Source organism: Roseibium sp. MMSF_3247, assembly GCF_030733765.1.
Taxonomy (GTDB): domain Bacteria; phylum Pseudomonadota; class Alphaproteobacteria; order Rhizobiales; family Stappiaceae; genus Roseibium.
Genome location: NZ_JASHII010000001.1, coordinates 824,682 through 848,585 on the forward strand (window position 1 = coordinate 824,682; position 23,904 = coordinate 848,585).

At 58.3% G+C, this 23,904-nt stretch carries 25 protein-coding genes and 1 riboswitch; of the genes, 15 read left to right on the forward strand and 10 right to left on the reverse strand.

Going from position 1 to position 23,904, the window contains the following annotated elements:
• Positions 1-9: 9 nt before the first annotated feature.
• From RBB44_RS03690 to gcvPB, 6 genes are all read left to right on the forward strand, one after another.
• Positions 10-594 (forward strand): hypothetical protein, encoded by a 585-nt coding sequence (locus tag RBB44_RS03690; protein WP_306149914.1) that lies wholly within the window; start codon positions 10-12, stop codon positions 592-594.
• A gap of 144 nt (positions 595-738) precedes the next feature.
• A riboswitch (glycine riboswitch) is annotated at positions 739-831 on the forward strand.
• Positions 832-1,015: 184 nt separating this feature from the next.
• The gene (gcvT, locus tag RBB44_RS03695; protein ID WP_306149915.1) at positions 1,016-2,167 is read left to right on the forward strand and encodes a glycine cleavage system aminomethyltransferase GcvT; all 1,152 of its coding nucleotides are present in this window, start codon (positions 1,016-1,018) and stop codon (positions 2,165-2,167) included.
• 27 nt (positions 2,168-2,194) lie between these two features.
• Positions 2,195-2,566 carry a glycine cleavage system protein GcvH gene (gcvH, locus tag RBB44_RS03700; protein WP_306149916.1) on the forward strand — a complete coding sequence of 124 codons (372 nt, stop codon included), beginning with the start codon at positions 2,195-2,197 and terminating at the stop codon, positions 2,564-2,566.
• 3 nt (positions 2,567-2,569) lie between these two features.
• Entirely contained in the window at positions 2,570-3,055 is a 486-nt protein-coding gene (locus RBB44_RS03705) for an OsmC family protein (RefSeq protein WP_306149917.1), read from the forward strand.
• A gap of 17 nt (positions 3,056-3,072) precedes the next feature.
• The gene (gene gcvPA, locus RBB44_RS03710; protein ID WP_306149918.1) at positions 3,073-4,419 is read left to right on the forward strand and encodes an aminomethyl-transferring glycine dehydrogenase subunit GcvPA; all 1,347 of its coding nucleotides are present in this window, start codon (positions 3,073-3,075) and stop codon (positions 4,417-4,419) included.
• Entirely contained in the window at positions 4,416-6,008 is a 1,593-nt protein-coding gene (gcvPB, locus tag RBB44_RS03715) for an aminomethyl-transferring glycine dehydrogenase subunit GcvPB (RefSeq protein WP_306149919.1), read from the forward strand. The genes gcvPA and gcvPB overlap by 4 nt, the downstream gene beginning before the upstream one ends.
• A 53-nt stretch (positions 6,009-6,061) precedes the next feature.
• Here gcvPB and RBB44_RS03720 read toward each other — a convergent pair whose 3' ends face one another.
• Positions 6,062-8,164: a hydantoinase/oxoprolinase N-terminal domain-containing protein gene (locus RBB44_RS03720; protein ID WP_371932321.1), complete on the reverse strand. Its 2,103-nt coding sequence runs from the start codon at positions 8,162-8,164 to the stop codon at positions 6,062-6,064.
• Positions 8,165-8,372: 208 nt separating this feature from the next.
• On the opposite strand from RBB44_RS03720, the gene RBB44_RS03725 reads away from it, so the two are divergent.
• Positions 8,373-9,914: an acetolactate synthase large subunit gene (locus RBB44_RS03725; RefSeq protein WP_306149920.1), complete on the forward strand. Its 1,542-nt coding sequence runs from the start codon at positions 8,373-8,375 to the stop codon at positions 9,912-9,914.
• A 23-nt stretch (positions 9,915-9,937) separates the two neighbouring features.
• On the opposite strand, the gene RBB44_RS03730 is transcribed toward RBB44_RS03725, so the two are convergent.
• Positions 9,938-10,810 carry a LysR family transcriptional regulator gene (locus tag RBB44_RS03730; RefSeq protein ID WP_306149921.1) on the reverse strand — a complete coding sequence of 291 codons (873 nt, stop codon included), beginning with the start codon at positions 10,808-10,810 and terminating at the stop codon, positions 9,938-9,940.
• A 134-nt stretch (positions 10,811-10,944) separates the two neighbouring features.
• Here RBB44_RS03730 and RBB44_RS03735 point away from each other — a divergent pair, with 134 nt between their 5' ends.
• The 5 genes from RBB44_RS03735 to folE all read left to right on the forward strand — a co-directional run bounded on the left by RBB44_RS03735 (position 10,945) and on the right by folE (position 15,685).
• Positions 10,945-12,012, forward strand: a complete 1,068-nt coding sequence (locus RBB44_RS03735) for a sodium-dependent bicarbonate transport family permease (RefSeq protein WP_306149922.1) — start codon at positions 10,945-10,947, stop codon at positions 12,010-12,012.
• A 116-nt stretch (positions 12,013-12,128) separates the two neighbouring features.
• On the forward strand, positions 12,129-12,611 hold the full coding sequence (locus RBB44_RS03740) for a MarR family winged helix-turn-helix transcriptional regulator (RefSeq protein WP_306149923.1): 483 nt from the start codon (positions 12,129-12,131) through the stop codon (positions 12,609-12,611).
• A 19-nt stretch (positions 12,612-12,630) separates the two neighbouring features.
• Positions 12,631-13,302 carry a cysteine hydrolase family protein gene (locus tag RBB44_RS03745; protein ID WP_306149924.1) on the forward strand — a complete coding sequence of 224 codons (672 nt, stop codon included), beginning with the start codon at positions 12,631-12,633 and terminating at the stop codon, positions 13,300-13,302.
• Positions 13,303-13,511: 209 nt separating this feature from the next.
• Positions 13,512-14,789, forward strand: a complete 1,278-nt coding sequence (gene tyrS, locus RBB44_RS03750) for a tyrosine--tRNA ligase (protein WP_306149925.1) — start codon at positions 13,512-13,514, stop codon at positions 14,787-14,789.
• 242 nt (positions 14,790-15,031) lie between these two features.
• Positions 15,032-15,685, forward strand: coding sequence for a GTP cyclohydrolase I FolE (gene folE, locus RBB44_RS03755; protein WP_306149926.1), 654 nt, complete (start codon positions 15,032-15,034; stop codon positions 15,683-15,685).
• A gap of 56 nt (positions 15,686-15,741) precedes the next feature.
• Here folE and RBB44_RS03760 read toward each other — a convergent pair whose 3' ends face one another.
• From RBB44_RS03760 to RBB44_RS03770, 3 genes are read right to left on the reverse strand one after another with little or no spacing between them, the layout of a single operon-like run.
• Positions 15,742-15,951, reverse strand: a complete 210-nt coding sequence (locus tag RBB44_RS03760) for a 4-oxalocrotonate tautomerase family protein (RefSeq protein ID WP_306149927.1) — start codon at positions 15,949-15,951, stop codon at positions 15,742-15,744.
• Positions 15,952-15,953: 2 nt separating this feature from the next.
• Positions 15,954-16,340: a nuclear transport factor 2 family protein gene (locus tag RBB44_RS03765; RefSeq protein WP_306149928.1), complete on the reverse strand. Its 387-nt coding sequence runs from the start codon at positions 16,338-16,340 to the stop codon at positions 15,954-15,956.
• Positions 16,337-16,951 carry a glutathione binding-like protein gene (locus RBB44_RS03770; RefSeq protein ID WP_306149929.1) on the reverse strand — a complete coding sequence of 205 codons (615 nt, stop codon included), beginning with the start codon at positions 16,949-16,951 and terminating at the stop codon, positions 16,337-16,339. The genes RBB44_RS03765 and RBB44_RS03770 overlap by 4 nt, the downstream gene beginning before the upstream one ends.
• Positions 16,952-17,159: 208 nt before the next feature.
• On the opposite strand from RBB44_RS03770, the gene RBB44_RS03775 reads away from it, so the two are divergent.
• Positions 17,160-17,498: a helix-turn-helix domain-containing protein gene (locus RBB44_RS03775; protein ID WP_306149930.1), complete on the forward strand. Its 339-nt coding sequence runs from the start codon at positions 17,160-17,162 to the stop codon at positions 17,496-17,498.
• An 8-nt stretch (positions 17,499-17,506) separates the two neighbouring features.
• On the opposite strand, the gene RBB44_RS03780 is transcribed toward RBB44_RS03775, so the two are convergent.
• Positions 17,507-18,181, reverse strand: a complete 675-nt coding sequence (locus tag RBB44_RS03780) for a hypothetical protein (protein ID WP_306149931.1) — start codon at positions 18,179-18,181, stop codon at positions 17,507-17,509.
• A gap of 174 nt (positions 18,182-18,355) precedes the next feature.
• On the reverse strand, positions 18,356-18,571 hold the full coding sequence (locus RBB44_RS03785) for a hypothetical protein (RefSeq protein ID WP_306149932.1): 216 nt from the start codon (positions 18,569-18,571) through the stop codon (positions 18,356-18,358).
• Positions 18,572-18,646: 75 nt separating this feature from the next.
• On the opposite strand from RBB44_RS03785, the gene RBB44_RS03790 reads away from it, so the two are divergent.
• Positions 18,647-18,787, forward strand: coding sequence for a hypothetical protein (locus RBB44_RS03790; RefSeq protein ID WP_306149933.1), 141 nt, complete (start codon positions 18,647-18,649; stop codon positions 18,785-18,787).
• A 222-nt stretch (positions 18,788-19,009) separates the two neighbouring features.
• On the opposite strand, the gene RBB44_RS03795 is transcribed toward RBB44_RS03790, so the two are convergent.
• The 3 genes from RBB44_RS03795 to RBB44_RS03805 form a co-directional block, all read right to left on the reverse strand.
• Entirely contained in the window at positions 19,010-20,032 is a 1,023-nt protein-coding gene (locus RBB44_RS03795) for an adenylate/guanylate cyclase domain-containing protein (RefSeq protein ID WP_306149934.1), read from the reverse strand.
• Positions 20,033-20,188: 156 nt separating this feature from the next.
• Complete coding sequence (locus RBB44_RS03800) at positions 20,189-21,331, reverse strand: site-specific DNA-methyltransferase (RefSeq protein WP_306149935.1); 1,143 nt, start codon at positions 21,329-21,331, stop codon at positions 20,189-20,191.
• A 140-nt stretch (positions 21,332-21,471) separates the two neighbouring features.
• The gene (locus RBB44_RS03805; RefSeq protein WP_306149936.1) at positions 21,472-22,149 is read right to left on the reverse strand and encodes a DNA-3-methyladenine glycosylase I; all 678 of its coding nucleotides are present in this window, start codon (positions 22,147-22,149) and stop codon (positions 21,472-21,474) included.
• A 188-nt stretch (positions 22,150-22,337) separates the two neighbouring features.
• Here RBB44_RS03805 and RBB44_RS03810 point away from each other — a divergent pair, with 188 nt between their 5' ends.
• Entirely contained in the window at positions 22,338-23,849 is a 1,512-nt protein-coding gene (locus RBB44_RS03810; RefSeq protein WP_306149937.1) for an AMP nucleosidase, read from the forward strand.
• Positions 23,850-23,904 lie beyond the last annotated feature (55 nt).

The following is a 23,904-nucleotide window of genomic DNA, read 5'->3' on the forward strand; positions in this document are numbered from 1 at the left end:
AGGTCCACGATGTTCAAGGCGTTCCAAGCACTGTCTCATGTCAACAGCAAGACCGCGGTTTCGGTCGCATTATGTGCCGCTTTTCTGACAGGATGCGGCGCAACCGGAGATATCGCGGAGAACGTGATTTCGGGCGGTGCGGAACCGGTCCAAGTCTCCCGCGAGACATTTGCGCCGCCAGTGCCGTGTCCGCCGCTGCAGATGAAAACAAATTCCCACCTGATCCGTGAGTTTGTAAGGGGCAAGGACGGGGAACGCGACGGCCTGATCTACCAGGCTCTGGTGGAAGATTCGGCGGTCAGCTGTTCCCAAGAAGCCGACGGCCAGCGCCGTTTGAAGCTCGGGTTCACAGGTGACGTGACACCCGGACCGGCGTGGAGAGGTGGCGATGTTGTTCTGCCGCTGCGTGTCACGATCCCAGCGTCTTCCGATGCGGATCAAAAACCGCTGGTTTCTGAAGTGATCCAGATCCCGGTTTCCATCGAAGCCGGTGGCCGCGGGCAACAATGGACCTATGTGGATGAGAAATTCGTCATTCCGATGAACCAGGGCAGCAAAATCCAGTTTGGTTTTGACGAAGGGCGTCGGCGCTAAGCCAGGGGTCTTAGGGCCATCCCTATTGGCATCTGGCTTTCGCGATTGAACAGTTTGATTGCCGCATATTGACAAGGTGGTGTCGGCCACTCACAATCGCGGCGAAATTGGGGTCGTTCCCTGATGATCGTGTCTCTGGCACGAAATGCCACTGCGGGAGAGGCCAGGTGAGAAGATCCTGGCGCCGAAGGAGCAACCGCCCCGGAAACTCTCAGGCAAAAGGACCGCAGAGGCTTCAACGCTCTGGAAAGCAGTGATCTGCGCCAACACATGCGCGGACTGCTCACCGAAGGAGTAACCACCAGGCCGGTTTGGTTTGGCTGGGAAATCTCTCAGGTACTCGGACAGAGGGGGTGCAGACGAATCGAGACCGTTCGCGGCGAGGTTCGGGACTGCGCAACCCCTAACGCGAGGACCGTTCATGGCGGAAACCGTTGCAGACGAAGATCTGAAACAAACGCCTCTTCACGACCTTCATATCGAGCTGGGCGGCAAAATGGTGCCGTTCGCCGGCTACTCCATGCCCGTTCAATACAAGCTCGGCATCATGGGTGAACACCAGCACACACGCGCGAAAGCGGGTTTGTTTGATGTGTCCCACATGGGCCAGGCGGTGCTTATCGGCCCGGATCACGAGACCACCGCCAAAGCACTGGAAGCCCTGACACCGTCCAACTTCGTTGAACTTGGGTATGGCCGTCAGCGCTACACGGTCCTGTTGAACGAAGACGGCGGCATCATAGACGATTTGATGGTCACCCGTCCGCTCGATCCGAACGATGATGGCCGTCTCTTGCTGGTGGTCAATGCCGCGCGCAAGGATGTCGACTACGCGCACCTGCGGGCCAAGCTGCCGGAAACGGTCAAACTCGAAGTGGTCGATGACCGCGCTTTGATCGCAGTGCAGGGCCCGGAAGCTGTTGCGGCGGTTGCAGCCCATGCACCGGCTGCTGCCGAACTCGGTTTCATGTCCGCAGCTCCCATGGAATTTGATGGCATTGCGTGCCACATCGCGCGCGCCGGATACACCGGCGAAGACGGTGTTGAGATGTCGGTGCCTGCAGGAGCAGCCGAGGCTATTGCCCGCGCGCTTTTGGCGGATGACCGGGTCGAAGCGATCGGCCTTGGGGCCCGCGACAGCCTCCGTCTGGAAGCCGGACTTTGCCTTTATGGCCACGACATCGACGAAACCACGTCGCCGGTTGAAGGCAACATCACCTTTTGCATGCAAAAGCGGCGCCGCGAAGAAGGCGGGTTCCCGGCTGCGGACCGCATCCAAAAAGAATTGGCCGAGGGAACAGACCGCATTCGCGTCGGCCTGCGGCTGGACGGTAAAGCCCCGGCACGTGAGGGCGCGGAAATCGCTCTGCCTGGTGGGGATGTCATAGGCATTCTGACCTCCGGCGGTTTTGCTCCGACTGTCGGCGCGCCGATTGCCATGGGCTATGTCCCCGCCGAACACGCAAGCGAGGGAACACAGCTGGAGCTGATCGTCCGCAACCGCCGTTTGCCGGCCACGGTCTCAGCCATGCCTTTCGTGCCAAACCGCTATTACCGAAAACCAAAAGCCTGACTTTTTTCCAGAGAACGGACGCAAAACATGACGACTTATTACTCAAAAGATCACGAGTGGATCTCCGTCGAGGGCGGCACCGCCACCATCGGCATCACGGCCTATGCGCAGGAACAGCTCGGCGATGTTGTCTACGTGGAACTGCCGGAAACCGGCAAGGCCCTGTCCCAAGGCGATGAAGCCGCGGTTGTGGAATCTGTGAAAGCTGCCAGTGAAGTCTACGCGCCGATCGACGGCGAGGTCACCGCAGCGAATGACGTGCTGGCTGATGAGCCCGCCAAGGTCAACGAAGATCCGGAAGGCGCAGCCTGGTTCATCAAGATGAGCGTTGGCAATGAAGGCCAGCTCTCCGACCTGATGGATGAAACGGCCTACAAGGCCTACATCGAGACCCTTTGATCCATGGCGGGGCATTACTACACGGCGGTGGTCGAATGGGCGTGTGACGGGGATTACGCGGCCAATAAATATTCGCGCGGCCACATATGGCAGTTTGACGGTGGTCTGAAGATCCCGGCTAGCTCCTCGCCGACCGTTGTGCCTCAGCCTTATTCGATTGAAGCAGCCGTTGACCCGGAAGAGGCGCTCGTTGCAGCGATCTCGTCGTGTCACATGATGTCGTTTCTGGATCTTGCCCGGCGCGCCGGTTACGTCGTTGCCAGCTACCGCGACAGCGCAAAAGGCGAGATGAGCCGGATTGCCCGCGGCAAGATGGCCATTACCAAGGTGGTCCTCAAGCCCGAAATCGTGTTGGTCGCCGACAGCGATCCGGATCCCAGCTGGATCACGGATCTGCACGAAAAGGCCCATGACGTCTGCTTCATCGCAAACTCGGTCAAATGTGAGATCGTGGTGGACCCGGAACCGGTCCGCACGGTCGCACCGTAAATCTGGAGCCGCAGACAATGCGCTATTTACCACTTACCGACACTGATCGCGGCGATATGCTCGCGCGCATCGGCGTCAATTCGATTGATGACCTCTTTACCGACATTCCAGAGGATGTTCGGTTCAAAAGTCTTCTGGATCTGCCGAAACGCGCCAGCGAAATGGAAGTCGAGCGCAAGCTGTCCGCGATGGCCGCGAAAAACACCTCGGCTGGATCCGTGCCGTTTTTTGTTGGTGCGGGCGCCTACAAGCACCACGTTCCGGCGACCGTGGATCATCTGATCCAGCGCTCGGAGTTCCTAACGTCCTACACACCGTATCAGCCGGAAATCACTCAAGGCACCTTGCAGTACCTGTTTGAATTTCAGACCCAGGTTGCCAAACTGACCGCCATGGATGTTGCCAATGCCTCCATGTATGACGGTTCCACCGGCACCGGCGAGGCTGTTCTGATGGCCCACCGGGTCACCAAGAAGAACAAGGCGGTCCTGTCCGGCGGTCTGCATCCGCAATACCGGGAAGTGGTCGAGGGCCTGTCGAACATGGCGGGCGATCGGGTCGTCAGCCTGCCGGCCGACCCAATGGGCACGGAAGACATTCTGTCCCAGATCGACGACGAGACCTCCTGTGTGGTGGTCCAGTCACCGTCTTTCTATGGCCAGCTGATCGACCTGAAACCGATCGCGGAAAAGGCACACCAGCACAAGGCGCTGTTGATCGCCGTCTTTACCGAAGTGGTGTCGCTCGGCCTCATTGAACCTCCTGGGACGCAGGGCGCGGACATTGTGGTTGGCGAAGGCCAGTCCATCGGCAATGGCCTGAACTACGGCGGCCCGTATGTCGGTCTCTTTGCGACCCGCCAGAAATACGTCCGGCAGATGCCGGGGCGCCTCTGTGGTGAAACTGTTGATGCGGAAGGCAAGCGCGGTTTCGTTCTGACGCTCTCCACCCGCGAACAGCACATTCGCCGTGACAAGGCGACGTCCAACATCTGCACCAACTCCGGTCTCTGCTGCCTGGCTTTCACAATCCACATGTCGCTGCTCGGCCAAAAGGGTCTGACCCAGTTGGCGCGGATCAACCACGGCAACGCGGTGAAGCTGAAGAAACAGCTTGGTGCCGTACCGGGTGTGGACGTGCTGAATTCGGCTTACTTCAACGAATTCACCCTTCGCCTGCCGAAAGCAGCCGATGGTGTTGTTGAGGCATTGGCAGCTAAAGGCATTCTCGCCGGCCTGCCGGTCTCCCGCCTGGAGCCGGGCAAGGCGGATCTGGAAAATCTGCTGGTGGTGGCCTCCACCGAAGTCAACACGGATGAAGACCGCGCGGCCTTTGCCGATGCGCTGAAGGAGGTGCTGGCATGAGCATGAACACGCAAGGACGCCCGACGGCAGCAGGAGATGCGGGCGAGAGCTTCCGCCCGAAAACATTTACTGGCAACCGCGGCCTCGACATGGAAGAGCCGTTGATCTTTGAGGTGGGCTCTCTAGAAAACTGCGGTGTTGATCTCGACGAAGGCGATCGGCCTGATTTTGAGCTTGGCGGTCACGCCCGCCGAGCCGAGATCGGGCTGCCGGGTCTCGCAGAACCTGAGGCGATGCGCCACTATGTGCGCTTGTCGCGCAACAACTACGCGATCGACAGCGGGCTTTATCCGCTTGGCTCGTGCACCATGAAGCACAACCCGCGCCTCAACGAGAAAATGGCCCGCCTGCCGGGCTTTGCCGATGTGCACCCGCTGCAGCCGGTGTCATCCGTCCCGGGTGCGATTGAGCTGATTGACGAGCTGGCCCACTGGCTGATGGTCTCCACCGGCACCCATGCGGTTGCCATGAGCCCGAAAGCCGGGGCCCATGGTGAGCTTTGCGGCATGATGGCGATCAAGGCGGCGCACACTGCGGCCGGCCGGAGCCCGGAAATCGTATTGGTTCCCGAAAGTGCTCACGGCACCAATCCGGCAACCGCCGCTTTGCTCGGTTACAAGGTTGTCTCCATTGATGCCAAGGACGATGGGACAGTCGATCTGGAGGCTCTCAAGACCACGATCGCGGAGCACACCGGCAACATCGCTGGCATCATGCTGACCAACCCGAACACCTGCGGGCTGTTCGAGCGGGACATTAAGGAAATCGCTGACCGTATCCACGAGGCCGGCGGGTTCTTCTATTGTGACGGCGCGAACTTCAACGCCATCGTCGGCAAGGCTCGTCCGGGAGACCTTGGCGTTGATGCCATGCACATCAACCTGCACAAGACCTTCTCGACGCCGCATGGTGGCGGTGGTCCGGGCTCCGGCCCGGTGGTCCTGTCGGACAAGCTGGCTCCGTTTGCCCCGTTGCCGTTCATCCGCAAGACGGACGATGGCTTGGAGCTGGTTGAAACGGAAGCTGCCACGAAAGACGGCGAACAGCCTTTTGGCCGCATGACGGCGTTCCAGGGCCAGATGGGCATGTATGTGCGCGCGCTAAGCTACATGATGAGCCACGGCTCGGACGGCTTGCGCCAGGCCTCTGAAGATGCGGTCCTCAACGCCAACTATGTCCGGGTCGGCTTGCAGGATCTGATGAGCCTGCCGTTCGGCGAGCGTCCGTGCATGCACGAGGTTCTGTTTGACGACAGTTTCCTGAAGGACACAGGCGTCACCACGCTTGATTTCGCCAAGGCGATGATCGATGAGGGCTACCACCCGATGACCATGTACTTCCCGCTTGTGGTGCATGGCGCGATGTTGATCGAGCCGACGGAATCGGAAAGCCGCGCCTCGCTTGACCTGTTCGTTGCCACCATGCGGGATCTGGTCATGAGCGCCAAACGCGGAGAGACACAGCGCTTCTCCGGGGCGCCATATCTCGCCCCGCGCCGCCGCCTGGACGAAACGGGCGCCGCCCGCAAGCCGATCCTGAAATGGACCGAGCCGGAACCAGCACAGGTTACGCCGGAAGCTGCGGAATAAAAATGATAAGTGGGGCGGGCGTCAGGTCCGCCCCGTTTTCTTTTTGCCAGGCGTTAAACGGCAACGCGCGGCCGGCCGCTGGCTTCAACGACAATCTCAGCCTCAATGAACATCGGCCGGGATTCGATCTCGACCGAGCGCACGTCGCGCTTCGCTGAGACCTGGATGCCGACGGCACCGGCGTCCTTGGCAGCCTTTTCGGCCTCTGCGCGAAGAACGGTTTCCAGCCGGTCAAGAGCGACTCCGGTTTCTGAAAAATCTTCCGGTCCGCTCTCCAAATGCACTCTGTAGCGCCCGTCGGCCGGTGATGTGACAGTGCCGCTGCGGCGCAGGGTTATGCGTCCAACGACGGCGCCGATGGCGTTGGCCACCCCGGCATGCTGGGACAAGAGCATCGGGCACCGTAAGCGCCTGCCAACTTCCGGATAGTAAGTCGGAGCCGAAGCGCCGAGGCCGACCACCTCCACGTTCAACCGCGCTTGCAGATCGATGAAACCGGCATGGCCGGAAAGTCCAGCCTGCAACAATTCATGGCGTGCAAGGGTGCGCGGGTTGTCCTGAAACCGGCCGCCTTCCTCTCTAAAGGCCACTTCGAGCAGCGCATCCACGGTTTGCTGCGTCAGCTGATCAATGATCATCTGCGCCATGGCGTTCGCGCTGGGCGCAAGCACCTTGCCATCGCCGCGCCGCCGCCGCGCAAGCTTCTTAAGCGCAAGGCGCGCAGCCTTCGAATCCCAGACATCGAGAAGACCGAGAACGTGGGCAGCGTCTGAGGGAGTTACCCCGGACACATGTACCATGCCGCGATCGATCAGGCGTCCAAGCGTGGCATTTTCCATGCGGTTTCGAACGATGGAAGAAACAGGATGAATGTCATCCCCAATACGCTCCATCAGCTCGCTCTCACGGGCGTTCAGGTCCTGTTCGGCCATTACACCGCCGACACACCGGACAAACCTGCCGTCATCTTCGGCCGGGAAGTCCGAACGTTCCTGTTGTTCCAGAACCGGCACCACTTTCTCTGGAGCAAGATGAGCAATCAGGGAGACGGGGAGTACGCGCTTCGGGCCAAGGTGGAGGCCGCCGGTCAGGCCCGTGTCGAGAAAATGGACCTGGCTGTCGCCGCCAAGGCCGATTGTGCGCATGGCGACGGCTTCAACCATCGTGCGGAACGATCCCACCTGGGCGCCATCAGGATCGATCGCCGGCCGTCCTTTGCGGATCAGGGCAATGTCCGTCGTGGTTCCGCCGATGTCGGACACCAGCGCCGTATCAACTCCGGTCAGCCAATGGGCCCCGACAACCGAGGCTGCGGGTCCGCTGAGGATCGTTTCGATCGGCCGGGCTCGGGCGTCGGCCGCCGACATCAAGGCACCATCGCCGCGCACCACCATCAGTGGGGCATGGATGCCCAACTGAACAAGAGCATCCTGGGCCCGGCCAATCAGGCGGTCGATCATGCCGATCAGGCGAGCATTGAGGAGCGCGGTGAGCGCCCGTTTTGGTCCGTTGAGCTTGGCGGACAGCGTGTGCGACATCGTCACAGGACGGCCCGCGATCTCTGCTATTTTTTGGGCAGCCGCGTTTTCATGCGCGGGGTTTCGGGTGGCAAAACGCGCAGCAACGGCAAGCGCCGTCACGCCTGGATCAAGATCTTTCAGAAATGTCGCGAGCGCCTCTTCATCGAGAGGGGCCGCCTCGGAGCCTGCATGGTTGTGACCGCCGCGCAAAAGCAGCACTGAATCATCCTTCAAGGCCGCGCTCAAACCGGCTTGCTCAAGATCCTTGGCGTCAAATCCGATTGCGATGAGCGCCACCCGCGCGCCCTGGTCCTCGACCAGTGCATTGGTGGCCAGGGTGGTGGACAGGGACGCGAGCTCAATCTCGGCAGGGTCGATTTTCGCCTGCACCAGCACCGATCGGACGGCCTCTCCAATACCAACAGCAAGGTCGTGCCGGGTGGTGAGCGCCTTGGCGGTGGCAATGACCTCTTCTTCGCCGCGCAGGATGACCGCGTCGGTATAGGTTCCGCCCGTATCGACCCCAAGGCTGTATGTCACACCACGTTCCTCTGCCAATTCCAGTTCGATCGGGAACGAGCATCCGCTGTCCCGAATGGAGCGCTCCGATGGATACCGTTTCCTCAATTGTGTCAAACAAAAACCGCGCGAACGCACGCGGCACTGTCTGTCTGAGACCACGGCAGCTCGTGTGCAGTGTTGGAAATCTGAGTGATGAAACAGTTTGCTCCGTAGTGAATGCGTCTAAGGGGATTTTTTGATTGCCCGGAGAACGCATTGCCCGATATGGGTAGGAACATTCATGTCTTTCAAATTACTTTGAGAATTCAAGAGGGGGCTTTCCATGAACGGTGCAGAAGCGCTGGTGAAGACGATGCTGGCGTCCGATGTGTCGGTGTGCTTTGCAAATCCGGGCACGTCCGAAATGCACTTCGTGGCAGCCCTCGACACCCATCCCGACATGCGCTGTATCCTCTGCCTTTTTGAAGGCGGGGTTACAGGTGCTGCCGACGGTTATGCCCGGATGAGCGGCAACGTTGCCGGGTCGCTGCTTCATCTTGGGCCTGGCTTCGGCAATGGCTGGGCCAATCTGCACAACGCCCGCAAAGGCCACTCCGGCATCGTCAACATTGTTGGTGATCACGCCGGTTATCATCTCAAGCATGATGCGCCGCTGCAGGCCGATCTGGACGGGGTGGCCGGATCCGTTTCCCATTGGGTGCGCAGGGCGACCGACAGCACCATGGTGGCAAGCGCTGGAGCTGAGGCCATCCGGGTTGCGCGCGGCGGCGAGATCGCGACCGTAATCCTGCAGGCGGATTGTGCGTGGGGAGACAGTCAAACTGGCCCGGCCAAAGCCCAACCTCCGGCTCAAAAACACCGGCCGGACAAGGATCGCGTTGTGGCAGCGGCCAAAGCCTTGAGCGAACCCGGCGCGGCTCTTTTGGTGAGCGGCCCCGGACTTTACGGAGAGGGGGCGGAACTGGCCGGCAAGATTGCTGCCAGAACAGGCTGCCGGTTGCTGGCGCCGTTTTTTGCGCCGCGCATTGCACTGGGCGAGGGCGCCGTTGCCTTTGAGAGCTTGCCGTACAATGCCGATCTCACCGCCGAGTTCCTTGCCGGGCAGACACGGATTGTTTTGGTTGGTGAAGATCCTCCTGTGAACTTCTTTGCCTATCCCGGCAAGCCGTCCACGCCGGAGCCGGCGGGGTGCGCGCTGGACCGGCTCTGTTATGGCGACTGGGATGTGCTCTGGACCCTTGAGACGTTGGCGGAAGCTGCGGGTGTTGACGGCAGCGAGACGATCGCGCGGATCGAACGCCACGTCCCGGACATTGAACCGGGTGCGCTGACCGCCGAAGGGATTGGCCGCGGTCTTGCCAACGCCATCCCGGAAGGGGCCATTATGGTCAATGAGGCCGTGACGGCCGGCGCCGGGATTTGGCCGTTCGTCAACGCCGCTGCCGCCCATGACCGGATCAACAACACCGGTGGGTCGATTGGTCAATGTCTACCAAATGCGCTGGGTGCGGCAGTCGCCTGCCCCGACCGTCCGGTGTTTGCGGTCTCCGGTGACGGGTCCGCCATGTATCAGGTCCAGAGCCTGTGGACCGCGGCCCGGGAAGAATTGGACATCTCGGTCGTGATTGTCGCCAACCGGGGCTATCAGATCCTGCATTTCGAACTGGAAGCGCAAGGCGCGCCGAAGCCCGGACGCAACGCCAGTGCGATGTTCGATATTGAAAACCCGTTGCTTGACTGGGTGGCACTGGCCGCCGGCCATGGGGTGCCAGGCGTGCGGGTCGACAGTGAGGAAGGCTTGGCTGAAGCGCTGAAAACCGCATCAAACACCAAGGGTCCGTTCCTGATCGAGGCTGTTATCTGAAGAGCCACTGACAGGTCCCCGGTTCAGTCCATTTGACCTGTCAGCAACTCCCGCAAGATTGGATGCGGAAACGACCGTGTTACGGTCACCGCGTAAAACGCTTCAAAGATCTGCAAATCAAAAGGGGCACTTTGCAGGAGACCGGCAGCAATCTCGTCGGCCATGACGACCGGCGGGGCAATGGCGATGCCGACATCAGCCCGGGCGAGCAGCCGGACCATGGCCATGTCGTCAACATCCGCTACGATGCGCGGGGTGATGCCAAGCCGGGCCACCAGGCTGTCGAAACCTGTCCGGATCGAACTTTCATCGGGAACAATCAAGGGCTCGTCGCTCAGGAGCTGATGCAGCGTCTTTCCGGCAATCCGCTCCGGCGTTCCGTGAATGGTGACCTTCTGTTCAGCCAGCCGGTGTGCCGTAAAGTCTCCAGACAGGGAGCTGTCCGGCGGATCTGTGGTCAGGACGATGTCCAGGGCGAGCGATTCCAGCGCCTCCAGCAGGACTGAGGCGCTGCCGGACCGCAGGGTGAAGTCAACTTCTCCACTGGACAGCAGCGGCTTTAAAAAGCGGATCTGAAAGTTCCGCGAAAGGGTCGATTGGGCCCCGACCCGCAAGGGCGGGGCCGACTGACTGGATCGCTGCAGGGTTGCGATCAGTTCTTCTCCAGTCCCGAAGATCCGGTCGGCATGATCGAGCACAATCCGTCCAACTTCGGTCAAGACAAGCTGACGCCCGGACCGCTCGAAAAGATCATGGCCGAGCCGGGCCTCAAGTTGACGGATTTGAGTGGAGAGCGCGGATTGCGACAGGTTCACCCGCTCCGCAGTCCGGGTGAGGTTGCCCTCATGCGCCACTTCCCGGAAGTAGCGCAAGTGGTGGTAGTTGAGGTTGTCCATCGGTTTCCAGCTCGCTCAAACCATCAATAGTTCTATTAAATAGAACGAAAAATAATAAAACATATATTTTTTATTCTCTTTGAACTGCGTCATAAGCCCCCGGACGACGCTTTTTGACGACAACCGAGGCCGGAATGGACATTTTCTTTGAAGTAATCACGACGCTTGCAGCGCAATTTCAAAAGCCGACGCTGGCGTTTTTGATGGGCGGCATGCTGATTGCCGCAATGGGCAGCAAGCTGGAAGTGCCGGAGCCGGTCTACAAGTTCGTTGTTTTGCTGCTGTTGTTGAAGGTCGGTCTGGGTGCCGGGATTTCTGTCCGCTCCGCGGATGCCATGTCGCTCGCGGTTCCGGCGATCTGTGCCGCGCTCTTAGGCGTCGTGATTGTTATCTTTGGCGGCAAGATCCTCGCAATGTGGCGGGGCGTTTCTAATGCCGACGCTATGGCAACGGCTGGTTTGTTCGGCGCGGTCTCGGCCTCAACGCTTGCCGCTGGCATGGCGATGCTCGACAGCGAAGGCATCTACTATGAAGGCTTCATCGGAGCCCTTTACCCGTTCATGGATGTCGCGGCGCTGGTGACTGCAATTTTCCTGGCGCGGATGAGCGCCGAGCGGCGGGCCGCCGGCACTGTCCAGTCTGACGGCACGGCAACCATGTCTTCCGGCGGTGGTGGCTTCGGGTTTGGCGGTGGTTTTGACGGCCAGCTCGCCAAGGGAATCATTGTTGATACGATCAAGAGCCCGGCCATCTCTGCCCTGCTGCTTGGCATTGGCATTGGCCTGCTGGCCCGGCCGGAGGCAGTCTATGAAAGCTTTTATGAGCCGCTTTTCCGGGGGCTTCTGTCCATCTTGATGCTTGTCATGGGTATGGAAGCATGGGCCCGGTTGTCGGAGCTCAAGAAGGTTGCTCATGCCTATCTGATCTACGGTCTGACAGCGCCTCTGCTGCACGGCTTGCTGGGCTTCGGAATGGGTCTTGTTGCCCACCATTTTACAGGGTTCTCTGCCGGCGGCGTCGTACTGCTCTCGATCATGGCGGCCTCCAGCTCTGACATCTCCGGTCCGCCGACCATGCGGGCGGCCCTGCCGGAAGCCAATCCGTCGGCTTACATCGGGACTTCGACCGGGCTTGGGACACCGGTGGCAATCCTGAGCATCCCGCTCTTCATCACCCTCGCGGAGCTGGTCATCGGGTTTTAAGGGGAAAACAAAGAAAGCTTTTTTAGCGGGCGCCCGGACAAAAATCCGGGCGCCCGTTTTGAGTCAAGCGAAGAAAATATTGACAATAAATATGTCAATATGACAAAAATATTGTCATGATAAAAGCACGGCATCAGAACTCTGATGAACTCTATGAGGTGATCCGGTTGATCCGGCCGGTGTACCGGCGATTGGCGCGGGCTGTTGAGTCAAAGCTGGACGGCACCGGCGTATCGGTCGGCATGCGGGCTGTCATGGAGGTGCTGGAAGAGGCAGGGGCGTTGTCTGTTCCGGATATTGGCCGGTCCTTGTTTCTGGCCCGGCAGCAAATCCAGCTGATGGTCAACGAGCTGGAGCAGCTCGGGCTATTGGAACGGCGCTCCAACCCTGCCCACAAGCGTTCGCCTCTTTTTGCACTGACAGGGCGCGGCCAAGATGTTTTCGGCGAGATCCGCTCAAAGGAAAACGATGAGATCGATGCCGTCAGTGCGCATTTTTCCAAAGAAGAGGTTCAGGCAGCCCAACGGGTTCTGTGCGCCATGCTCGATCACTTTGCAGAATTTGAAGACGACCCCGACCGCCCACGCGGCCTGGAGTGAGTGCATTTAGGAGTTCGATATGTCTTTTTTGACTTTAGCCGTGAGTGGTCTGGGTGCCTTGGTCCTATGGGCCGCGGGCTATTTTTTCTGGGTTGTCTGGATTTCAAGCAAGGCGACCATGGGAAAACCGATCGACCGGGCGGCGCGCCCGAACACAGCCTTGCTGGTGATTGATGTTCAGGAAGACTTCACGCGCATTAGTCCGAAACCTTATTCGGAAGACGCGCGGACCCGCGGCATTGACCGCATCAACCGGGAAATCGAGGCAGCGCATGCAGCCGGTCATGAGGTCATCTTAATCAAACAGGTGTTTCGCCACTGGCCGGCCATTCTGGCCATGAAGCTTTTGATGGGCGGCATTGGCACACCGGGCCGCAAGGGGCTGGCATTCGACGAGGATCTGAAGACAGGCAGTGCGCCGGTTTTTGAAAAGCCGATCGGAGATGCGTTCTCTAATCCGGAGCTGGATGTCTATCTCGCGGACCGGAAGGTCGGCCATTTGCGTCTGACCGGTCTTGATGCCTGCCAGTGCGTTCAATTCACGGCCAAGGGTGCGCTCAATCGCGGCTATTCCGTTGAAATCATTGAACCAGCCACCATGACCGTCACGCCGGAAAAGTGGGGGACTTTCAAGAAGGAACTCGAAGCACTTGGCGCGCAGGTTATCAGAGACGCCGAACAAGCCGCTTGACATTGCCTCAAAGCTCGCGCATCTAAACTGCCATGATCAAGTTGAGCGCATCCTTCGTGTATTTTTATTACGTCACCGACATACCGGCGGCTGCGTAGGATCTTGCTCTGACAAATCAAACCTAAAAAAGCCGCCGCGTCAGGCGGCTTTTTGGTTTTCAAGATACCGGCCCCTGGCGGGAACTCCCCAAAAGACCCAGGAAGCCGAAAATGACCAAACACATGATCGAAGCCGGAAAACCGGCGACAAAGCTCAAATCGGAAGCTCTTGCCGTGCTTCTGGAGCGCGGGCTCGTGCATCAGTCCACCGATCTGGAAGCTCTCGACAAGCGCCTCAACGACGGTCCAATCACCGCTTACGCCGGATTTGATGCAACGGCGGCCAGCCTTCATGTCGGTCACTTGATGCCCTTGATGACCTTGCGCTGGCTGCAGAGACTGGGGCACCGCCCGATCGTGGTTCTGGGCGGGGGCACCAGCCAGGTCGGAGATCCGAGTTTCCGTAAGGACGCACGACCGCTTCTGGAGGAACGCCAGATCGCGGCCAACATGGCGACCATCCGCCGCTCGGTGGAACGTCTCGTCGATATGGACGGTCCGGAAGGGGCGCTGCTGGTCGACAACGCGGAATGGCTGAACGAGTTCCGCTTCCTTGAGTTCCTGCGCGATTATGGCTCTCAATTCACCGTCAACCGGATGATGACCTTCGACAGCGTCAAGTCGCGGCTCGATGCCCAGATGCCGCTGACGATCCTGGAGTTTTGCTACATGATGCTGCAGGCCGTGGATTTCCTGGAACTCGCCAAGCGCCACGACTGCGTTCTCCAGGTCGGCGGCTCAGATCAGTGGGGCAACATCGTCAACGGTGTCGAGCTTGGCCGCCGCGACGGGCGCAAGCTGCACGGGCTGACCGTCCCGCTTCTGACGACGGCTAACGGATCCAAGATGGGTAAGACCGCATCGGGCGCTGTCTGGCTGCATCCGGAGCATCTGTCGCCGTTCGGCTTCTGGCAATTCTGGCGCAACACGGCGGACGCCGATGTCGGCAAGTTCCTGCGTCTCTTCACCGAACTGCCGATGCGCGAAGTGGAGCGTTTGTCGGAGTTGCAGGGTGCGGAGTTGAACGAGGCCAAGAAGATCCTTGCAACGCAAGTCACCGCTATCGTTCATGGCCCGGAAGAAGCACGAGTGGCTCTGGAGCAGGGCGATGCCTTGTTCTCAGGAGATGCCGAGTTGACGGAGCCGACCCACACAATGGCCCTGTCCGTCTTGGCTGAAGGGGTCGGCCTTCTGGAGCTTGTGGTGGCAAGCGGCTTTGCCGCCTCCAACGGCGAAGCGCGGCGCCTGGTGGAAGGCGGCGGTGTGCGGCTTAACAACCGTGTGGTCGACGATGCCCGCCGCCGCATCTCCTCCGGCGACCTTGGGGCCAACGACCGGCTGTCGCTGTCCGTCGGCAAACGCCGCAAAGCGTTGATTGGGTTTGAATAACTTAAGTTTGGCGGGTCACAGCAGGATGGGTGACCCGCCATCACCGCAGATTACAATTTTTCCCCGTCAACTTGTCGGCACAACATTTTGAACGCGTTGATTTTCTGAAGAAACGGCGAGCGGCTGCGATTTTCTGAAAATCTCAGGCACATAACGAACGTGCGGATCAATCAGGTGTCTTTCAATTACAATAAGTAAAGTTATAACATTACCAATGTGAGGTTTTCGATCTGGAGTAAAGAATGTCATTGGTTGAAGCCATTGAAGGTGCATCGTCGGCAAACACGCACCACAAAAGCAACAGCGCGCACCGCCGGCCAAAACGTGAGGATGCCGAAGCGGCGGTCCGTGTGATGATCGAGTGGGCAGGGGATGATCCGGACCGGGAAGGTCTGGTCGATACGCCAGCCCGGGTTGTGCGGGCCTATGAAGAGTTTTTCGAAGGGTATCAGACTGACCCAGTCGAAATGCTTCAGCGCACCTTTGAAGAAACAGACGGCTATGATGACCTGATTGTTCTGAAAAACATGCGGTTCGAATCCCACTGCGAACACCACATTGTGCCGATCATCGGCAAGGTGCATATCGCTTATCTTCCGGCCGGGCGTGTCGTCGGCATCAGCAAGTTGGCGCGCGTCGTGGAAGTCTTTGCCAAGCGCCTGCAGATCCAGGAAACGCTGACGGCTCAGATCGCGGATGCCATCAACACGGCTCTGAAACCACGCGGCGTTGCTGTCGTAATGGAAGCCGCCCACATGTGTATGACCACCCGCGGGATCAAAAAACCAGGCGTTTCGATGATGACCCGCAGGATGCTTGGTGAGTTCTCGACAGATAAAGAACTTCGGCGGGATTTTCTGAACTCGATTGCCGGACCGCAGGAATCATTTGGATAGACAAAAACCTTGGGCTCCAGTTGTTACTGGAGCCCAAGGGGTGGTTTCGGATGGCGCTAGGATCCAGTTCGTTTGGCCCTGAACTCGGTTACTGGCACACCAGCGTTACCCCAGTTCTCGAGGGGGACCTCCTCGATGACGACAAACGTCGTGGCGGGCTCCTTGTTCAGAACATCGACAAGCAGATCGGTTGCGCCTTTGATCAGCTCGGCTTTTTGGTGCTTGCTGACGCCTTCATCCGTCACTTGAATATGGACATAAGGCATCTTTAAACGCTCCCGGATTGTCGTGGGATGATCTGAAAAATCTTCGCCATGATCTGCCAGCGCCCACCATCACGCACGAAGGTCAGAAAATCGACGAAGTCGTTGTCCCCGATTGAGCAGCGAACACGGGCAAAGGCTGTGTTGGCCCCAGCAAGTTGGATTTCGTCAATTGCGTCTGTGCGCACTTCCCCGCGCGAGGCCGGGGATTGGCGTGCGGCAACCACCGGAACATAAGCATCCATGGTCCGGTGAAGCAGCGGCGTTTCATCGGCGGTCGCATACACCGCCTTGGGATGAAACACCTTCTCCAAAAGGTCCGTGTCGCAGAGGTACAGCGCTTCGAAGTAATCCGCGATCACCGCCTGAAGTTCATTGAGGACGGTGCTCATGAGGCCAGCCCTTCTTCCTGCAGCGTTCGCTGCGTGGCGGGCCGGGCCTTGATCCGGTTCACATAGTCTGTCGTGCGTGGCCATTCGGTCAGCGCAACTCCGATGAAGCTCGCCCAGTTCAAGATGACGAAGGCATAGGCATCGGCAACAGTGAAGGTGTCACCGAGAAGATACCCGCTGTCATCCGAGAGCATGCCTTCGAACTGGGAAATCTTCCTCTTCAAGACCGCAAGATTGCGAGCACTTTCCTCTGCCGTGAAAGTTTTGCCTGAGAAGTACGGGCTGAACGCCTTGTGCAACTCCGATGTCAAAAAACTGAGGGCCTCCAGCATCCGGTATTTCTGAAGTGCGGAGGTTGCACCCTGGGGCCCAAGCTGAGGAAACTGTTCGGACAGCCAGGTTAGGATGGCGACGTTTTCGGTCAGGATTGCTCCGTCCTCCAGCTTTAAAGCTGGAACGTAGCCCCTTGGATTGATCTGCGCGTAGGCCGCACCGCTTTCCGTCGTGCCGGCATCTGTATCCACCTTTTCAAGCGTGTAGGGAACGTCTGCCTCGTTGAGGAGAATGTGCGCTGCCATGGAGCAGGCGCCTGATTTGTAAAAGAGTTTCATCGGGTGGCTCCTTCTGGTTCCGATGACCGGAAGATGCTCACCTTGGTTTCTGTTGACAATATGGTAACTGATGGTAACTCCTATTATGAAGTTACCGCGCAGAAACCTCTTTGCACGCGGTTCGCTGGTTGGAGATCTCGCTATGGCACTGAAAATGCGAAAGAATCAAAGCCCAACACCCCCTGCACCATGCCTGTTGACGGAGTGCATGCAGGTGATCGCCGGGGCGTGGGCCCCGAACGTCATTTGGTGTTTGAGGGCAGGGCCCCGGCGGTTCAGCGAGCTTCGAGCCGACATACCGCCGGTGTCGGCGAAGGTCCTGTCGGCCCGGCTGAAGGAGCTGGAGGACAGGGACGTGATTGTCCGCCATGTCCGCCCGACATCGCCGCCATCCGTTGAATACGAGTTGACCGAGATTGGCCAGGAGCTGATCCCGGCCCTGGAAGGCATCGTCCGTGTCGGGCACAAACTGAAAATCCGCAGCGGATACTATCCGTCAGAAGCGGAGGCGGACGCAAACCTGGTGCGTGCGCTGGAGCCTGCGTGAGCATCGGCCTATTGCGTGATGGTCATCTCTGCGAACTTGTAAGTTCCGATGCCAAAGGCGGTCAGTCCGATCCAATGCGGGTCTGATCTGCGGGCGTTGGTCGGCAAGCGGATGATTTCCTGCTCGTTGACGAAGAAAACAAATTCCTCTCCTTGCCGCTCAAAGGCAATCACATTTGGCGTGTTTGGCTTAATCGCTGGGTGTTCGCCTTTATAAACACGGGCGAAACCCCGGCCGGATAGCCTCAACACATGATAGCCGCCTTCATTGTCGATGTTGAACCGCCAATTCTGACGTTGGCGATAGGTTCCGGCAACGATGCCTGCTCCGCCACTGTTGAACCGTCGCGGCAGGACTGTGACCGAAAGGGAGGCTTCATTCAAACGCGTAATTTCTTTGTTATCCTCGAAGCGGACCCAATCGATGCTCTGGTGTTGGGAGTTGGTTTTCTTGGATGTGTTCCGCCAAACAAGGTTTGCGCCATCCACCGATATTGACCATGGACTGTGCCGGCCGGGGCTCATAATTTGGCCCTCCAGAACGGTCTCAAGCTCGGTTGTATCGAACGTTTCCAGGTAAACCTGCCTGTCAGGTTCCAACAGGGTCAAACCCCAAGCTGCGAAGCCAAAAAGCGAAATAGAAACAAAAATTAACAGTCTTGTGAGGCCGGCCCACGTTTGCATGAAAAAACTCCACATCTGCAATCAATGCGGGTGTAGCGTAAGATAAGGTTTACAGATAGTTAAACCTGACAATGAGGTTAACGGGCCTCCAGTTTCCGATGTCGTTTGGATCTCGTGAACCTTTGATCCTGCATGAAAACCGAAGAAGCCGCAGCGTCACACGAAGCAGAAAACTTATCCACGCTCTGCAAACCAGCCGTATACTTCCTCCCGTTCCTGTCCCACGGGGCCGAGGCCGGACCGTCCGTTCGAGGTGGCAGGAACCGGAGGTTGGGCGCTTTTTTGAGGTAACGGATCAAGAAACGCGCCGTCAGCAGTCAGCTGGTTATCGGACTGCCGCCGGGTTCCAGACGGGGGCAGGTCAGACCGGAAGATTTTCATAAGGATCATCGGGCGCTGCCAGGGCCTGGTGTTTGTCCGGGAAAGACAAGATTGCTGGCCGGGAACAGCCTTCGGGCAGGCGTGATGCCTTGCCAATCTAACCCACTCTTTACTCTTCGCCCCGGCAAGTCCGGCGCGCCTGCCGTCCCGTTCGTTTCGAACGGTATTCTGATCGCCAAAATGCCGGAGGGAGACCTCGCGGCGGGTTTTGTGCTGGTGATCTAAGTCTATCTCTGCTGTCCCGGTCTCCGAGCCGGGACCAACCGATTGAGGTTTGGTCCCGGATCAGGTCCGGCACTGCAAAATATTCAAGTCTGCAAACTGTCTCCCCGCGCGAACGGGAGTGAAGACCCAGGGTCTATTCGCCGTCCGACTTCCTGCTTGAGGTTGCGGGGGTTAAACCGAAGCTCGGCAAATGAGTGGTCCCGACTATCCGAAGCTTGTCATCTAGCCGTGTGGATCCACAGCCCAAAGCGTCAGCTTGTCCTGTTTTCCGGCCGCTTCATAAGCAGGCAGAACGCGTATTGGCGTCCTGAGGATATCTGGAAGTCTTTTGACGAGATCGTCCGATAAAACGATCTGTTCGCCCAGATCGCGGGCAGCGCTTTCGATCCGGGCGGTGGTGTTCATGGTGTCGCCGAGCAGGGCGATTTCTTTTTTCCAATCGCCGATTTCACCGGCCGCCACCTGGCCGCAATGGATGGCAATGCGAATGCGCGGTTCCGTATCGTATCTCGTCCTGTAAAACGACGCCCGGCGATCCAGGATGCGATGCATGCCAAGCGCGCAGTTGAGACTGGCACCATTCTTCACACCCTTTTCAAGTGGCCAGGTCACAATCACAGCATCGCCGATATAGCGATGAACATCGCCGCCGGTCTTGTAAATCGGGTCTGCAAAATCCTGCGCGACATCGCTTAAAAACGCATGGAACTGAAGTTCTCCAAGGCGTTCTGCAAGTGCGGTTGACCCAACAAGATCGGCAAACAGCACCACACGGTTTTCAAGTCTTGGGCGGGCATACCGGCCGGTGATAAGTGCAGTGGTGGCTTCCGTCCCCAATAGGCGGGAGATTTCAATGCCGCTGGAAAACGCAAAGGCGATTGCCGCGGAAATCGCAAAATTCTCAATGAATTGCGCATCGAGGTGCTGCCACGGTTGGCCGAAGAGCCAATTGGGCAAGCTCATCCCGGCCAAAATGCAGACGCACCAAACAATTGTTCGAAGAAGCAGGAGCTGCCAAAGCGGCATCTGCCGGGCCATTCGCAGGCGGGAGTTGGAAAAAACAAAAAACTCTGAGCAGGAACAACTGAAGCCGATCAGGACACCGGTGAGCATGCCAACACTCACATCCGTGATCAGGCTTTGCTCACCTGCGCGAAGCAAGCCGATAAACAGCCCAACGATGGCTGAGGCCAGCGAGATCCAGGCAATCGCATGCAGTGTTCTGATTTGCCAGTTCTGAAACATTGCAACATCCCACTCGGTGTCCGCCTATGTGTATAGGCGTTTGCCAGGCAGAAGAAAAACCCCGCCGTCCCTTTCGGGAGGCGGGGCCAAGGGAAGATCTCGCGGGGAACGCGAAGGTCTTTTCTTCCTGCTTGTTAGCTCATGCCGGCTACAGCTCTAATTGGCCTGCAGCCGGGATCTGATTTCCTTGCGAAGTTCGTCGATTGGCGATTTCTTCGAACCTTCTTTGGTATGCCAGAAGGTCCAGCCGTTGCAGGCCTCCTGGCCCTGCACCAACGCGCCCACCTTGTGGATCGAACCGGTGTGGTCGCCGGATTTCAAGGAACCGTCTGCCCGGACGATCGCCAGATGCTTGCCCTTGGAACAGGTCAACTCGGCGCCCGGCTCCAGCATGCCGTTTTCCAAAAGCGTACCGAACGGGATGCGCTTTTGGGCACGCTTGCCTTGCTGCATCTCAAGCGCTTTTTCGTCACCCGGCTGGATTGCCGCGATCCGGGCTGTTGCCGCATCGATGTAATCCTGCTCGCGCTCCACACCGACATAGTTGCGGCCAAGTTTGCGTGCGACAGCACCGGTGGTGCCTGTGCCGAAGAACGGATCGAGCACAAGGTCGCCCGGTTTGGACGAGGCGGTCAGCACCCGGTAGAGCAGGGCTTCCGGTTTCTGGGTCGGATGCACTTTCTGACCATCCTTGCCCTTCAGCCGTTCCGAACCGGTGCACAGCGGCAAATGCCAGTCGGAGCGCATCTGCAGATCTTCGTTGAAGGTCTTCAGCGCATCGTAATTGAAGGTCGGTTTGGCGTCCTTGGATTTGGTCGCCCAGATCATGGTCTCGTGGGCATTGGTGAACCGCTTGCCGCGAAAGTTCGGCATCGGGTTCGACTTCAGCCAGACGATGTCGTTCATGATCCAGAAGCCGAGATCCTGAAGGATCGCACCCACCCGGAAGATGTTGTGATAGGAGCCGATCACATAGAGCGAGCCGTCCGGCTTCATCACCCGGCGCGCGGCCAGCAGCCAGGCGCGGGTGAAGGCGTCGTAGGCCTCAAAGCTCTCGAACTGATCCCAGTGATCGTCGCAGGCGTCCACCTTGGACTGATCCGGCCGGTGCAGGTCGCCGCCCAGTTGAAGATTGTAGGGCGGATCCGCAAACACCAGGTCGACAGACCGGGACGGCAGCTTCTCAAGGGCGGCCACGCAGTCGCCCTTCAGGATCGTGTTCAGCCAGGAAGCATCAGCTTCCTCAGAAGATGTTGGATGGGGTGCCACAGGGGACACCCCGGTACGCAGTACTCTCATTGCGACGCAATACCTCACGCAATTTCGAGTGTCATGGTTACCGCTTTTGGTAAATCAGGCGTTAAGCCGTCAGAACAAAAATTACCGTTGAATCAATGCTTTGTTTACAATGGTAAAACCTAAATGAGAAGTTAATGGGCTCAGCCGACCGAAAACGCCAGAATTCTGCTGATTTCATTGAGAGAACGACCGGAAGTTGATCGCCAATGGTTAAAGGCTTCCTGAATTGCAATCAGATTTTTTTTCGACATGGACTCATTCCCAATGACATTTTCACGGATTAGAGCGTTAACCACGTCCCGGGAGAGGATGAATGTCTCCTTTCCCATGAAGCGAAGCGCATACTGACCGGAGTTGCCACCAAGCCGGCTGCCGCGCTTCTTTAAAATATCCATCAGGCCGATTTGATCCTCGACAGGATACCGGGCAAAGAACTTCGAAGCACTGCCGTGGGCTTCGGCCAGATCCCGGAGGAATATCGCATTAGCCTGGACGGACTTGATCTTCATGGCATTGCGCACGATGGCCTTGTTGTTGAGAAGCGCCTCAAAAGCCTCATCCGGCAGGAAGGCGAGGCGGGCCGTATCAAAACCTTCGAAGGCTTCTTCGAAACCCGGCCACTTCTTCTCAATCACTTTCCATGAAAATCCGGCCTGAAAGATCGTTTTGGTGAACATGGACAGCCAGCGGTCATCCTCGATCGTCTCCAGCTCTTCTGGTGTCTTCGGACCATTGTGTTCGGCCAACAGGGCGGAGAGCTGAGCTGCGCCGCCTTTTTTCTCGATTGCCAACGCTTCGATGTCTTCAAAGGATTTCATAAATCCGTCCCGGCAAGTTTCTAAATTCAACCAGATAAGGGGATATCCCTATCACAGGGAAGGATGCCCTGGTGTGTGCGAAAATAATTTCTTCGTGTGCAAAAATATTCATTATCTGAAGCTGCACCTATTGACCGCGCGCGCATCTGGCGAGACTGTTCAAGGATAACAAAAATAAGGATGATCACATGACCAACTCGATCCACAGAGCCTTTCAACAACCGGCCCGGCCAACCCGCCTTGCGCCCTCGCACCCTTTGCAGGTTTTCAGCGATCCCAAGGAAGCCGTCGCGCGGTTGATTGAAATTTTTGAGGCGAACACGGCCTTCTTGAGGAAGCACTTCCAGGCGCTTCTCGACGGGGAAGAGCCGGAACATCGGGTGCGGGCCTTTTATCCGCAGGTGCAGATCGTCACCGACAGCCATATCCGCCATGACAGCCGCTTGTCCTACGGTTTTGTCTCCGGGCCGGGGCGCCATGTTGCGACCATCACCCGGCCGGACCTGTTCCGCCATTATCTGGAGACACAGCTGGCGCTTCTCATGAAGAACCACGAGGTGCCGGTTCTGGTTGGCGATAGCGATATGCCGATCCCTTTGCATTTCGCTTTTTATGACGGAACGCACGTGGAAGGCGGTGCCGCCGCGGCGAGCCTCGAGCGGCCGCTGGCAGATGTCTTTGATCTGCCGGACCTGACCGTGATGGATGATTCCATCGCCAACGGAACGTATGAACCGGCCGATGGCGAAATGCCGCTGGCCTCTTTCACGGCACCCAGGGTCGATTATTCCCTCCACCGTTTGCAGCACTATACGGCCACAGCGGCGGAGCATTTTCAGAACTACGTGCTCTTCACGAACTATCAGTTCTACATCGATGAATTTTGCCGCATGTCTCAGGACTATCTGGCGGATCCGGACAGCGGTTATGAGGCCTTCGTTGGGCCGGGCAATTTGCTGACAAAGGCCGGCGACACGGCCCCTTGCAGCGGTACAGAACCGGCAAAGCTTCCGCAAATGCCGGCCTATCACCTGAAACGAGCCGACGGCAGCGGCATTACAATGGTCAATATCGGCGTCGGGCCGTCCAACGCGAAGACGATCACCGACCATGTGGCAGTCCTGCGTCCGCATGTCTGGCTCATGCTCGGGCACTGCGCGGGCTTGCGCAACAGCCAGACCCTCGGGGACTATGTCCTTGCGCATGGTTATGTGCGCGATGACAATGTTCTCAATCAAGATCTGCCGATTTGGGTGCCGATTCCGCCGCTTGCAGAAGTGCAGGTTGCACTTGAAGACGCGGTTGCCGAAATCACCGGATATGACGGATATGAACTGAAGCGGGTGATGCGGACCGGCACGGTCGTGTCGCTCGACAACCGGAATTGGGAACTTTGGGATCAGCCGGAGCTGGTCAAACGCTTCTCGCAGTCGCGGGCCATCGCGCTTGATATGGAATCGGCGACGATCGCAGCCAACGGCTTCCGCTTCCGCGTGCCCTATGGAACGCTTTTATGCATCTCCGACAAACCGCTTCATGGCGAACTGAAGCTGCCGGGCATGGCGACCGACTTCTACAAGCGCCAGGTCGCTCAGCATCTGGAGATCGGCATTCGGTCACTGGAGAAGATGCGTCAGATGCCTGCCGACCGCCTGCATTCGCGGAAACTCAGAAGCTTTGCGGAAACCGCGTTTCAGTAGGTTGTCCACTGAACCGGTGTTTACGAAAGCCGGAAGCTAAACGGACCCATTCCTC

Bases quoted from the DNA above. Each gene is read 5' to 3' on its own strand.
- RBB44_RS03765 (WP_306149928.1), bottom strand. From the start codon at position 16,340: ATGAGCACCGTCCTCAATGAACTTCAGGCGGTGATCGCGGATTACTTC.
- RBB44_RS03800 (WP_306149935.1), bottom strand. From the start codon at position 21,331: ATGAGAGTACTGCGTACCGGGGTGTCCCCTGTGGCACCCCATCCAACA.
- RBB44_RS03730 (WP_306149921.1), bottom strand. From the start codon at position 10,810: ATGGACAACCTCAACTACCACCACTTGCGCTACTTCCGGGAAGTGGCG.
- RBB44_RS03725 (WP_306149920.1), top strand. From the start codon at position 8,373: ATGAACGGTGCAGAAGCGCTGGTGAAGACGATGCTGGCGTCCGATGTG.
- gcvPA (WP_306149918.1), top strand. From the start codon at position 3,073: ATGCGCTATTTACCACTTACCGACACTGATCGCGGCGATATGCTCGCG.
- RBB44_RS03785 (WP_306149932.1), bottom strand. From the start codon at position 18,571: ATGATCCTTATGAAAATCTTCCGGTCTGACCTGCCCCCGTCTGGAACC.
- RBB44_RS03810 (WP_306149937.1), top strand. From the start codon at position 22,338: ATGACCAACTCGATCCACAGAGCCTTTCAACAACCGGCCCGGCCAACC.
- gcvPB (WP_306149919.1), top strand. From the start codon at position 4,416: ATGAGCATGAACACGCAAGGACGCCCGACGGCAGCAGGAGATGCGGGC.
- RBB44_RS03790 (WP_306149933.1), top strand. From the start codon at position 18,647: ATGCCTTGCCAATCTAACCCACTCTTTACTCTTCGCCCCGGCAAGTCC.
- gcvH (WP_306149916.1), top strand. From the start codon at position 2,195: ATGACGACTTATTACTCAAAAGATCACGAGTGGATCTCCGTCGAGGGC.
- RBB44_RS03745 (WP_306149924.1), top strand. From the start codon at position 12,631: ATGTCTTTTTTGACTTTAGCCGTGAGTGGTCTGGGTGCCTTGGTCCTA.
- RBB44_RS03690 (WP_306149914.1), top strand. From the start codon at position 10: ATGTTCAAGGCGTTCCAAGCACTGTCTCATGTCAACAGCAAGACCGCG.
- RBB44_RS03805 (WP_306149936.1), bottom strand. From the start codon at position 22,149: ATGAAATCCTTTGAAGACATCGAAGCGTTGGCAATCGAGAAAAAAGGC.
- RBB44_RS03760 (WP_306149927.1), bottom strand. From the start codon at position 15,951: ATGCCTTATGTCCATATTCAAGTGACGGATGAAGGCGTCAGCAAGCAC.
- RBB44_RS03705 (WP_306149917.1), top strand. From the start codon at position 2,570: ATGGCGGGGCATTACTACACGGCGGTGGTCGAATGGGCGTGTGACGGG.
- RBB44_RS03780 (WP_306149931.1), bottom strand. From the start codon at position 18,181: ATGCAAACGTGGGCCGGCCTCACAAGACTGTTAATTTTTGTTTCTATT.
- RBB44_RS03740 (WP_306149923.1), top strand. From the start codon at position 12,129: ATGATAAAAGCACGGCATCAGAACTCTGATGAACTCTATGAGGTGATC.
- RBB44_RS03735 (WP_306149922.1), top strand. From the start codon at position 10,945: ATGGACATTTTCTTTGAAGTAATCACGACGCTTGCAGCGCAATTTCAA.
- folE (WP_306149926.1), top strand. From the start codon at position 15,032: ATGTCATTGGTTGAAGCCATTGAAGGTGCATCGTCGGCAAACACGCAC.
- RBB44_RS03775 (WP_306149930.1), top strand. From the start codon at position 17,160: ATGCAGGTGATCGCCGGGGCGTGGGCCCCGAACGTCATTTGGTGTTTG.
- RBB44_RS03770 (WP_306149929.1), bottom strand. From the start codon at position 16,951: ATGAAACTCTTTTACAAATCAGGCGCCTGCTCCATGGCAGCGCACATT.
- tyrS (WP_306149925.1), top strand. From the start codon at position 13,512: ATGACCAAACACATGATCGAAGCCGGAAAACCGGCGACAAAGCTCAAA.
- gcvT (WP_306149915.1), top strand. From the start codon at position 1,016: ATGGCGGAAACCGTTGCAGACGAAGATCTGAAACAAACGCCTCTTCAC.
- RBB44_RS03795 (WP_306149934.1), bottom strand. From the start codon at position 20,032: ATGTTTCAGAACTGGCAAATCAGAACACTGCATGCGATTGCCTGGATC.